The organism is Pseudomonas sp. NPDC098740 (genome assembly GCF_044760065.1).
GTDB classification, from domain to species: domain Bacteria; phylum Pseudomonadota; class Gammaproteobacteria; order Pseudomonadales; family Pseudomonadaceae; genus Aquipseudomonas; species Aquipseudomonas rossensis.
In genome coordinates this window covers 75,359-85,569 of the sequence record NZ_JBIWAM010000023.1, presented here as the reverse complement: position 1 = coordinate 85,569, position 10,211 = coordinate 75,359, and the positions used below count along the sequence as shown (strand labels likewise).

General features: G+C 58.4%; 9 protein-coding genes. 8 read left to right on the top strand and 1 reads right to left on the bottom strand.

Annotated elements, in window-relative coordinates; genetic code table 11:
* Positions 1-88: 88 nt before the first annotated feature.
* From rpmA to ACIQU2_RS23335, 4 genes are all read left to right on the top strand, one after another.
* On the top strand, positions 89-364 hold the full coding sequence (gene rpmA / locus ACIQU2_RS23350) for a 50S ribosomal protein L27 (protein WP_403144207.1): 276 nt from the start codon (positions 89-91) through the stop codon (positions 362-364).
* A gap of 193 nt (positions 365-557) precedes the next feature.
* Complete coding sequence (cgtA, locus tag ACIQU2_RS23345) at positions 558-1,781, top strand: Obg family GTPase CgtA (RefSeq protein ID WP_403144205.1); 1,224 nt, start codon at positions 558-560, stop codon at positions 1,779-1,781.
* A 219-nt stretch (positions 1,782-2,000) separates the two neighbouring features.
* Complete coding sequence (gene proB, locus ACIQU2_RS23340) at positions 2,001-3,119, top strand: glutamate 5-kinase (RefSeq protein WP_403144203.1); 1,119 nt, start codon at positions 2,001-2,003, stop codon at positions 3,117-3,119.
* A 12-nt stretch (positions 3,120-3,131) separates the two neighbouring features.
* Positions 3,132-3,596, top strand: a complete 465-nt coding sequence (locus ACIQU2_RS23335) for a CreA family protein (RefSeq protein ID WP_309676989.1) — start codon at positions 3,132-3,134, stop codon at positions 3,594-3,596.
* A 121-nt stretch (positions 3,597-3,717) separates the two neighbouring features.
* On the opposite strand, the gene rpsT is transcribed toward ACIQU2_RS23335, so the two are convergent.
* Complete coding sequence (gene rpsT, locus ACIQU2_RS23330; protein WP_008154937.1) at positions 3,718-3,996, bottom strand: 30S ribosomal protein S20; 279 nt, start codon at positions 3,994-3,996, stop codon at positions 3,718-3,720.
* A 252-nt stretch (positions 3,997-4,248) separates the two neighbouring features.
* Here rpsT and murJ point away from each other — a divergent pair, with 252 nt between their 5' ends.
* From murJ to lspA, 4 genes are all read left to right on the top strand, one after another.
* Positions 4,249-5,787, top strand: coding sequence for a murein biosynthesis integral membrane protein MurJ (gene murJ / locus ACIQU2_RS23325; protein ID WP_403144202.1), 1,539 nt, complete (start codon positions 4,249-4,251; stop codon positions 5,785-5,787).
* A gap of 129 nt (positions 5,788-5,916) precedes the next feature.
* A complete protein-coding gene (ribF, locus tag ACIQU2_RS23320; protein WP_347804754.1) occupies positions 5,917-6,867 on the top strand; it encodes a bifunctional riboflavin kinase/FAD synthetase in 951 nt (316 codons plus the stop codon).
* Positions 6,868-9,699 carry an isoleucine--tRNA ligase gene (ileS, locus tag ACIQU2_RS23315; RefSeq protein ID WP_403144199.1) on the top strand — a complete coding sequence of 944 codons (2,832 nt, stop codon included), beginning with the start codon at positions 6,868-6,870 and terminating at the stop codon, positions 9,697-9,699.
* Entirely contained in the window at positions 9,692-10,204 is a 513-nt protein-coding gene (gene lspA / locus ACIQU2_RS23310; protein ID WP_403144197.1) for a signal peptidase II, read from the top strand. The genes ileS and lspA overlap by 8 nt, the downstream gene beginning before the upstream one ends.
* Positions 10,205-10,211: the final 7 nt, after the last annotated feature.

Genomic DNA, 10,211 nt, shown 5'->3' with positions numbered 1-10,211 from the left:
TTGGGGCAACGGCATTTGTTAAACGTTTTTAAAATTCCCGGTTTTTATGGTTTATTTAATGCTTATTTCTGAACTGGTTTATTTTAATATTGGAACAAAAAAAGCTGGTGGTAGTACCCGTAACGGTCGCGACTCAGAAGCCAAACGCCTTGGCGTGAAGATGTATGGCGGCCAGGTTATCATTCCGGGCAACATCATCGTGCGTCAGCGCGGCACCCAATTCCACGCCGGTTACGGTGTTGGCATGGGTAAAGATCACACTCTGTTCGCTAAAATCGACGGCGTGATCAAGTTTGAAGTAAAAGGCGCTTTCAACCGCCGTTACGTGAGCATTGTCCCGAAGACTGAAGTCGTCGCGGCATAATTACGTAGTTGCTGGAAAAGCCCTGTCTCGCGACGGGGCTTTTTCGTTTGTGGGGTGAGTCTCTTGCAAAGCTGTTTGTGATGGGCTCCAGCGCTGGATTTGCGGTCGTTGATTGAGGTCGCTGCGCTCATTTTTGCAAGAGTCTTATGTCTTGGTTTTTTCGGCTCGTCCGTATGACGAGAGGCGTTTTGTTATGAAGTTTGTTGATGAAGTATCGATTCGAGTAAAGGCTGGTGACGGCGGCAACGGTTGCATGAGCTTCCGTCGCGAGAAATTCATTGAAAACGGCGGCCCGAACGGCGGTGACGGTGGTGATGGCGGCTCGGTCTACATGATCGCCGACGAAAACCTCAACACCCTGGTGGACTACCGTTACACCCGGCACTTTGATGCCGAGCGTGGTTCCAACGGCGGCAGCACTGACTGCACCGGTAAGAAAGGTGAAGAGCTGGTGCTGCGTGTTCCGGTCGGCACCACGGTCATCGACTCTGCCACCCAGGAAATAATCGGCGACTTGACCAAGGCCGGTCAAAAGCTTTTGGTCGCGCACGGCGGCTGGCACGGTCTGGGTAACACCCGATTCAAATCCAGTACCAACCGTGCTCCGCGTCAGACCACTCCGGGCAAGCCGGGTGAGGCGCGTGATCTGAAGCTGGAAATGAAGGTGTTGGCTGACGTCGGCCTGCTGGGCTTGCCGAACGCTGGCAAAAGTACCTTCATTCGTTCGGTGTCGGCCGCCAAGCCGAAAGTCGCCGACTACCCGTTCACCACGCTGGTGCCGAACCTGGGTGTGGTCAGTGTTGATCGCTGGAAAAGCTTCGTGGTCGCGGACATTCCGGGTCTGATCGAAGGTGCTTCCGATGGCGCAGGCCTGGGGATTCGCTTCCTCAAGCACTTGTCGCGTACGCGTCTGCTGCTGCACCTCGTGGACATGGCGCCGCTCGATGACGCCAGCGCCCCGGATGCTGCGGAAGTGATCGTCAGCGAGCTGACCAAGTTCAGTCCGTCCCTGGCTGAGCGTGATCGTTGGTTGGTGCTGAACAAGTGCGACCAGATCCTCGAAGAAGAGCACGATGCTCGCGTCAAGGAAATCGTCGATCGCCTGGAATGGACCGGTCCGGTCTACGTGATCTCGGCCATCTCCAAGCTGGGCACCGAGCGTCTTTGCCACGACATAATGCGTTACATGGAAGATCGTGCTGATCGCCTGGCCAACGACCCGGTTTACAAAGAAGAATTGGCCGAGCTCGATCAGCGCATTGAAGACGAAGCCCGTGCTCAGTTGCAGGCCCTGGATGACCAGCGAGCCCTGCGCCGTAGCGGCGTGAAGTCCGTCCACGACATCGGCGACGATGATTGGGATGAAGAAGATGTGGATGACGAAGACGGTCCGGAAATCATTTACGTGCGTGACTGATTCGTTGGGTAGGAGCTGCCGCAGGCTGCGATCTTTTGACGTTCAGAAGTTCGCAGGTGTGTGCTGAGCCTTCATCTCGGTGCGGTGTTATCATCGCCGCAAGCCGGTTTCTAAGGCGCCGCTCAATCGAGCGGCGTTTTAGTATCTGGAAATCGGTAGTCACGAATAACGTCACGGGCAGCGCTGGGTCGCGCTGTCCTCAAGCTAAGGTTAAAGATGATGCGGAGCAAGGTGACAGGTGCGCAGCGTTGGGTCGTGAAGATCGGCAGCGCTTTGCTGACAGCGGACGGCAAGGGCCTGGATCGCGCGGCAATGGGTGTTTGGGTCGAGCAGATGGTGGCTTTGCATGAGGCTGGCGTCGAGCTGGTGCTGGTGTCCTCCGGGGCGGTGGCGGCCGGTATGAGCCGCTTGGGCTGGACCGTACGACCCAGTGCGATGCACGAGTTGCAGGCCGCTGCCGCCATCGGTCAGATGGGGCTGGTGCAGGCCTGGGAGTCGAGCTTTGCCGAGTATGGCCGGCATACCGCGCAGATTCTCCTGACTCACGACGACTTGTCCGACCGCAAGCGCTACCTGAACGCCCGCAGCACCTTGCGAGCGTTGGTTGAGTTGAAAGTTATTCCGGTGATCAACGAAAACGACACCGTGGTCACTGATGAAATACGTTTCGGCGACAACGACACGCTCGCGGCGCTGGTGGCCAACCTGGTCGAGGCTGATCTGTTGGTGATCCTCACCGATCGCGATGGCATGTTCGACGCCGATCCTCGTAATAACCCTAACGCCAACCTGATTTACGAAGCGCGCGCTGATGATCCGGCGCTGGATGCGGTGGCGGGCGGTACGGGTGGCGCGCTGGGTCGTGGCGGCATGCAGACCAAATTGCGCGCTGCGCGGCTGGCGGCTCGTTCCGGTGCGCATACCATCATCGTTGGCGGGCGTATTGAGCGCGTGCTGGATCGTCTCAAGGCAGGCGAGCGCATCGGCACCTTGCTGTCGCCTGAGCGCGGCCTGTTGGCTGCGCGCAAGCAATGGCTGGCCGGACATCTGCAAACCCGCGGCACGCTCGTGCTGGATGCCGGTGCGGTGACGGCGCTGTCCCAAGGCAACAAAAGTTTGCTGCCCGTGGGTGTCAAGCTGGTCCAGGGCAGCTTCCGTCGTGGCGAGATGGTGGTTTGCGTGGCGCCGGACGGTCGTGAAATCGCCCGAGGCCTGGCCAACTACAGCGCGCTGGAAGCACAAAAAATCATCGGTCAGTCGTCTGAGGCGATTGTCGGTCTGTTGGGTTACATGGCGGAGCCGGAACTGGTTCATCGCGATAACCTGATCCTGGTCTGAGGGAATACCTGAATGCGCGTGGCAAAAGGATTGTTGGGTCTGCTGTTGGCGATGCCGCTGCTGGCCTCGGCCGAGGAGATTGGTCAGGTGTCGACGGTGTTCAAATTTGTCGGTCCGAACGACCGCATCGTCGTCGAAGCGTTTGATGATCCAAAGGTTGAGGGTGTGACGTGCTACCTGTCGCGAGCCAAGACGGGTGGCGTGAAGGGTAGTTTGGGGTTGGCTGAAGATCGCGCTGAAGCGTCTATCGCTTGTCGTCAGGTCGGGCCGATCAGCTTCAAGGGCGAGTTGAAGGATGGTGACGAGGTGTTCAAGGAGCGCACTTCGCTGGTGTTCAAGACCATGCAGGTGGTGCGATTCCTCGACAAGAAGCGCAATACGCTGGTGTACCTGGTCTATAGCGATCGTGTGATCGAAGGCAGTCCGCAGAATGCGGTGACGGCGATACCGATTTTGCCGTGGGCGCAGGCACAGTAATCTAAAGAAGATCAAAAGTATGGGAAGGGGCTGCCCCTTCCCATTTTTTTTGCGCTGGGTTTGCTAAATCGCAGGCAATAAAAAACCGACCCTGGGGTCGGTTTTTTAACAAGCTTATCGCTTATGCGGCAACAGCAAGGTTCAGAGCCTTGACGTGACCGTTCAGGCGGCTCTTATGACGAGCAGCCTTGTTCTTGTGGATGATGCCTTTATCGGCCATACGGTCGATAACTGGCACGGCCAGAACGTAAGCAGCTTGAGCTTTTTCAGCGTCTTTTGCGTCGATGGCCTTAACTACATTCTTGATGTAGGTACGAACCATGGAACGCAGGCTGGCGTTGTGGCTGCGACGCTTCTCAGCCTGTTTTGCACGTTTTTTGGCGGAAGGTGTGTTGGCCACCGTCGAGCTCCTCGAAAGACTTTTTAGGAAATAGCAAACAAAATAGGCCGCGAATCATGCCGATGAGTTGATGTCTTGTCAAGGGCGGTTGAGACGTTCCGCTAAGTGGTAGGTATAAAGAGGCGGGATATTTATTTCCGGCGCTTGACCTGTAAACTCGCGAGCTTTGGCTCTGTGCTGCTGCGGCGCGGAGTATCGCATAAGTAGGCGCTTTGTTCGCCTGCTGTTTATCGACAGGCACAAACTCTTTCAATGAATCTGCTCAAATCGTTGGCCGCCGTCAGCTCTATCACGATGCTTTCCCGGATTCTGGGGTTCGTTCGTGACACTCTCATTGCGCGCACATTTGGCGCCGGGATGGCGACTGACGCCTTCTTTATCGCCTTCAAATTGCCCAATCTGCTGCGACGGATCTTCGCCGAAGGGGCTTTTTCCCAGGCATTCGTGCCGATTCTTGCTGAATATAAAAGCCAGAAGGGCGAGGAGGCGACGCGAACCTTCATTGCCTACATCTCGGGCCTGCTGACGCTGGTGCTGGCGTTGGTCACCGCTTTGGGCATGATCGCTGCGCCGTGGGTCATCTGGGCGACCGCGCCGGGTTTCACCGATACGCCGGAAAAATTCGAGCTGACGGTCAGCCTGTTGCGCGTGACCTTTCCTTATATATTGCTGATCTCCCTGTCTTCATTGGCCGGGGCGATCCTCAATACCTATAACCGTTTCTCGGTGCCGGCCTTTGTGCCGACCCTGCTCAACGTCAGCATGATCATCTTTTCGGTGTTCCTGACGCCGTACTTCGATCCGCCGGTCATGGCGCTGGGCTGGGCAGTACTGGTGGGTGGCCTGGCGCAATTGCTCTATCAGCTGCCGCACCTGAAAAAGATCGGCCTGCTGGTGTTGCCACGACTGAACCTGCGTGACAGCGGCGTCTGGCGGGTCATGAAACAAATGCTGCCGGCGATTCTCGGCGTGTCCGTGAGCCAGATTTCGCTGATCATCAATACCATTTTCGCCTCGTTCCTGGTCGCCGGTTCCGTGTCGTGGATGTACTACGCCGACCGTTTGATGGAGTTGCCGTCCGGTGTTCTGGGTGTGGCGCTGGGCACGATTCTCCTGCCGACCCTGGCCAAGACCTACGCCAGCAAGGATCGCCAGGAATACTCGCGAATCCTCGATTGGGGTCTGCGCTTGTGCTTCATGCTGGTGTTGCCGTGCTCCCTGGCGCTGGGGATTCTCGCCGAGCCGCTGACGGTTTCTTTATTCCAGTACGGCCAGTTCAGCGCGTTTGACGCCTCCATGACCCAACGGGCGCTGATCGCTTATTCGGTCGGTTTGCTCGGGATTATCGTGATCAAAGTGCTGGCTCCGGGCTTTTATGCGCAACAAAACATCCGCACGCCGGTAAAAATCGCGATTTTTACCCTGATCGTTACCCAACTGTTCAATCTGGTGTTGATCGGCCCGCTGGCCCACGCCGGTCTGGCGCTGGCCATCAGCATCGGCGCGTGCATTAACGCTGGCCTGCTGTTCTATCAACTGCGCAAGCAGCAGATGTATGAGCCGCAACCGGGTTGGGCGAAGTTCGGCTTCAAGCTAGTAATTGCAGTGTTGGTGATGTCTGCTGTGTTACTGGTCGGAATGCATTTCATGCCAGCCTGGGATCAGGGGCATATGCTGGAGCGGTTCCTGCGTCTGGGCGCATTGGTCGTTGCCGGTGTGGTGGCTTATTTCGGCATGTTGCTGTTGATGGGCTTCCGTTTGCGAGACTTCAATCGCAAAGCGCTGAGCTGAGGTCACGACCTCGATAAACACGGGCGAATCGACGGTTTTGTCGGCTCGATCACTTTGGGTTACGGTGTTGCCTGTCGTCGGCCGCCGGGTGTGGTTATAATCGACCACTTTATGAGCAAGAAGCGCGTTATGCAGCTGGTTCGAGGCCTCCACAACCTGCGCCCCCAGCATCGGGGCTGTGTCGCCACTATTGGCAACTTTGACGGTGTTCACCGTGGCCACCAGGCTATCCTGGCGAGGCTCCGTGAGCGTGCGCTCGAGTTGGGCGTGCCCAGCTGCGTGGTGATTTTTGAGCCGCAGCCGCGAGAGTTCTTCGCTCCGGACACGGCGCCGGCCCGTCTGGCCCGCCTGCGAGACAAATTGCAGCTGCTGGCCGAGGAAGGTGTCGACCGGGTGCTGTGCCTGGCCTTCAACCATCGCCTGAGCAAGCTTAGCGCCAGCGAATTCGTCGATACCATTCTGGTGGACGGCCTCGGTGTACAACATCTTGAGGTCGGTGACGATTTCCGTTTCGGCTGCGACCGGGTAGGGGATTTCGATTTCCTGCAACAGGCCGGCGTCCTGCAAGGCTTTACCGTCGAAGCGGCGCAAACCGTCGAGCTGGACGGTATTCGCGTCAGCAGCACCCAGGTCCGCAATGCATTGGCCGCTGCCGATTTTGCCTTGGCCGAACGACTGCTCGGTCGTCCGTTCCGGATTGCCGGGCGGGTCCTGCATGGCCAGAAGCTGGCGCGCCAGTTGGGTACGCCCACGGCCAACATACAACTCAAGCGTCGTCGCGTGCCGCTGACCGGGGTTTACCTGGTCAACGTCGACATCGACGGCAAGACCTGGCCAGGCGTCGCCAACATTGGCGTGCGGCCAACCGTTCAAGGTGATGGCAAAGCCCACCTCGAAGTGCATCTTTTAGATTTTGCCGGCGATCTGTATGACCGGCGTTTGACGGTGGTTTTCCACCACAAGCTGCGTGAAGAGCAGCGTTTCGCCTCTCTGGAGGCGCTTAAGACGGCGATCAATGCGGATGTTGCCGCCGCCCGTGCCCTGTCGCACCTAGCGCCAATCGCTAATGAAGAGCCTTAAATGACCGACTATAAAGCCACGCTAAACCTTCCGGACACCGCCTTCCCAATGAAGGCCGGCCTGCCTCAGCGCGAACCGCAGATTCTGCAGCGCTGGGACAGCATTGGCCTGTACGGTAAGTTGCGCGAGATTGGCAAGGATCGTCCGAAGTTCGTACTTCACGACGGTCCTCCGTACGCCAACGGCACGATTCACATCGGTCATGCGTTGAACAAGATTCTCAAGGACATGATCATCCGCTCGAAAACCCTGTCGGGTTTCGACGCGCCTTATGTTCCGGGCTGGGACTGCCACGGTCTGCCGATCGAGCACAAAGTCGAAGTGACCCACGGTAAAAACCTGGGCGCGGACAAAACTCGCGAACTGTGTCGTGCCTACGCCACCGAGCAGATCGAAGGCCAGAAGTCCGAATTCATCCGTCTGGGCGTGTTGGGCGATTTCGCCAACCCGTACAAGACCATGGACTTCAAAAATGAGGCCGGTGAAATCCGCGCCCTGGCTGAAATCGTCAAGGGCGGTTTCGTGTTCAAGGGCCTGAAGCCTGTGAACTGGTGCTTCGACTGCGGTTCGGCATTGGCTGAAGCAGAAGTCGAGTACGAGAACAAAAAGTCCTCAACCATCGACGTGGCGTTCCCGATTGCCGACGAAGCCAAGCTGGCTGCCGCTTTCGGTCTGCCGTCGCTGGGCAAACCCGCTTCGATCGTGATCTGGACCACCACCCCGTGGACCATCCCGGCCAACCAGGCGTTGAACGTTCACCCGGAATTCAACTACGCCCTGGTCGACGTCGGCGACAAACTGCTGGTGCTGGCTGAAGAGCTGGTCGAGTCGTGCCTTGCCCGTTACAGCCTGGAAGGCTCGGTCATTGCGACCACCACCGGTAAAGAGCTGGAGCTGATCAACTTCCGTCACCCGTTCTACGACCGTCTGTCGCCGGTTTACCTGGCCGACTACGTCGAACTGGGCGCTGGCACCGGCGTGGTTCACTCCTCGCCAGCCTACGGCGTAGACGACTTCGTGACCTGCAAGAAGTACGGCATGGTCAACGACGACATCCTCAACCCGGTACAGAGCAACGGCGTTTACGCAACGTCGCTGGAGTTCTTCGGCGGCCAGTTCATCTGGAAGGCCAACCCGGCTATCGTCGACAAATTGACCGAAGTGGGTGCGCTGCTGCACACCAGCATCATCGAACACAGCTACATGCACTGCTGGCGCCACAAGACCCCGCTGATCTATCGCGCCACCGCGCAATGGTTCATCGGCATGGACAAAGAACCTGTGACCGGCGACACCCTGCGCAAGCGGGCGATCAAAGCCATTGAAGAGACCAAGTTCGTTCCGGCCTGGGGTCAGGCGCGCCTGCACTCGATGATCGCCAACCGTCCGGACTGGTGTATCTCCCGTCAGCGCAACTGGGGCGTGCCGATCCCGTTCTTCCTGAACAAGGAAAGCGGCGAGTTGCACCCACGTACTGCCGAGCTGATGGAAGAAGTCGCCAAGCGCGTCGAAGTCGAAGGCATCGAGGCTTGGTTCAAGATGGACGCGGCCGAGTTGCTCGGTGACGAAGCGCCGCAATACGACAAGATCAGCGACACCCTCGATGTCTGGTTCGATTCGGGCACCACGCACTGGCACGTTCTGCGCGGTTCGCACCCGATGGGCCACGAGACCGGTCCACGTGCCGACCTGTACCTGGAAGGTTCGGACCAACACCGTGGCTGGTTCCACTCGTCGTTACTGACGGGTTGCGCCATCGACAACCACGCGCCATATCGCGAGCTGCTGACTCACGGCTTCACCGTCGACGAGTCCGGTCGCAAGATGTCCAAGTCCCTGGGCAACGTGATCGCGCCACAAAAGGTCAACGACACCCTGGGCGCCGACATCATGCGTCTGTGGGTTGCTTCCACCGATTACTCGGGTGAAATGGCGGTTTCCGAGCAGATCCTGCAGCGCAGTGCGGACGCTTATCGGCGTATCCGTAACACCGCACGCTTCCTGCTCTCCAACCTGACCGGTTTCAACCCGGCCACCGACATCCTGCCGGCCGAAGAAATGCTGGCGCTGGACCGTTGGGCCGTGGACCGCACCCTGCTGCTGCAACGCGAGCTGCAAGAGCACTACGGTGAATACCGCTTCTGGAACGTCTACTCCAAGATCCACAACTTCTGCGTGCAGGAACTGGGCGGTTTCTACCTCGACATCATCAAGGACCGTCAGTACACCACTGGCGCCAACAGCAAGGCCCGCCGTTCGGCGCAAACCGCGCTGTACCACATCTCCGAAGCGCTGGTGCGCTGGATCGCGCCGATCCTGGCATTTACCGCCGACGAACTGTGGGAATACCTGCCGGGCGAGCGTAACGAATCGGTGATGCTCAACACCTGGTACGAAGGTCTGACCGAACTGCCGGAAAACGTCGAGCTGGACCGCGCCTACTGGGAGCGGATCATGGCGGTGAAGGTCGCGGTCAACAAGGAAATGGAGATCCAGCGCGCGGCCAAGGCCGTCGGTGGCAACCTGCAAGCCGAAGTGACGCTGTTCGCCGAAGAGGCGCTGAGCGCCGACCTGGCCAAGCTGAGCAACGAACTGCGCTTCGTATTGATCACCTCGACCGCTACCGTTGCACCGTTCGTTCAGGCGCCGGCCGATGCCGTGGTCACCGAAGTCACCGGTTTGAAACTGCAGGTGGTCAAGTCGAGCCACGCCAAGTGCGCCCGTTGCTGGCACTGCCGTGAAGACGTCGGCGTGAACCCGGAGCATCCGGAAATCTGCGGTCGTTGCGTCGACAACATCGGCGGCGCTGGCGAGGTTCGTCACTATGCCTAACGCCGTTGGCCGTTTCGGACGGCTGAGCTGGCTCTGGTTGAGTTTGCTGGTCCTGGTCATCGACCAGGCCAGCAAGTTCTACTTCGAAGGCAAGCTCGAGATGTACCAGCAAATCGTGGTGATCCCCGATCTGTTCAGCTGGACCCTGGCCTACAACACAGGCGCGGCGTTCAGTTTCTTGGCCGACAGCTCTGGCTGGCAGCGCTGGTTGTTTGCCCTGATCGCGGTCGTGGTCAGTGCGGTGCTGGTAGTGTGGCTCAAGCGTCTGGGGCGCAACGAAACCTGGCTGGCCGTCGCTTTGGCGCTGGTGCTGGGCGGCGCGCTGGGTAATCTGTATGACCGCATTGCCCTGGGCCATGTGATCGATTTCATTCTGGTGCATTGGCAGAACCGCTGGTATTTTCCGGCGTTCAACTTCGCCGACAGTGCAATTACCGTCGGTGCCGTGATGCTTGCGCTGGATATGTTCAAAAGTAAAAAGACCGGAGAAGCCGTTCATGACTGAACACGTA